Below are 951 nucleotides of genomic sequence, written 5' to 3'. Positions count from 1 at the left end.
GCAAAAGAAGTAGGTAGCTTAACCTTCGGGAGGGCGCTTACCACTTTGTGATTCATGACTGGGGTGAAGTCGTAACAAGGTAACCGTAGGGGAACCTGCGGTTGGATCACCTCCTTACCTTAAAGAAGCGTTCTTTGAAGTGCTCACACAGATTGTCTGATGAAAAGTAATGAGCAAAACAGTACCGAGTCCCCATCGTCTAGAGGCCTAGGACACTGCCCTTTCACGGCTGTAACAGGGGTTCGAATCCCCTTGGGGACGCCATACCGGATAATGAGTGAAAGACATTATCTACCGTATCTCAAAACTGACTTCCGAGTCATGTTTGAGATATTTGCTCTTTAAAAATCTGGATCAAGCTGAAAATTGAAACGACACGCTGTGTCTGTTCTCCGTAAACAAGAACAGAAGGCAGTGTGTTCGAGTCTCTCAAATTTTTGCAATCAGAAGACATCTTCGGGTTGTGAGGTTAAGCGACTAAGCGTACACGGTGGATGCCCTGGCAGTCAGAGGCGATGAAGGGCGTGCTAATCTGCGATAAGCGTCGGTAAGGTGATATGAACCGTTATACCCGACGATACCCGAATGGGGAAACCCAGTGTGCTCCGGCACATTATCATGTCATGAATACATAGTGGCATGAGGCGAACCGGGGGAACTGAAACATCTAAGTACCCCGAGGAAAAGAAATCAACCGAGATTCCCCCAGTAGCGGCGAGCGAACGGGGAGGAGCCCGGAGTCTGAATCAGCATGTGTGTTAGTGGAAGCGTCTGGAAAGTCGCGCGATACAGGGTGAAAGTCCCGTACACAAAAGCGCAGGTGTTGTGAACTCGAAGAGTAGGGCGGGACACGTGGTATCCTGTCTGAATATGGGGGGACCATCCTCCAAGGCTAAATACTCCTGACTGACCGATAGTGAACCAGTACCGTGAGGGAAAGGCGAAAAGAAC

1 tRNA gene and 2 rRNA genes are annotated in these 951 nt (G+C 49.5%); all 3 read left to right on the top strand.

From position 1 onward, the window contains the following. Positions 1-117 (top strand): 16S ribosomal RNA (locus tag AC791_RS00485); the annotation flags it as partial. Positions 118-188: 71 nt separating this feature from the next. Further along, positions 189-264, top strand: a tRNA-Glu gene (locus AC791_RS00480). 203 nt (positions 265-467) lie between these two features. Then, positions 468-951: ribosomal RNA gene (locus tag AC791_RS00475) — 23S ribosomal RNA — on the top strand; the annotation flags it as partial.

This window comes from Klebsiella sp. RIT-PI-d (assembly GCF_001187865.1).
Taxonomy (GTDB): Bacteria; Pseudomonadota; Gammaproteobacteria; order Enterobacterales; family Enterobacteriaceae; genus Superficieibacter.
Note: the sequence above shows the minus strand (reverse complement) of the source record. Positions and strands in the feature narration are given on the sequence as shown.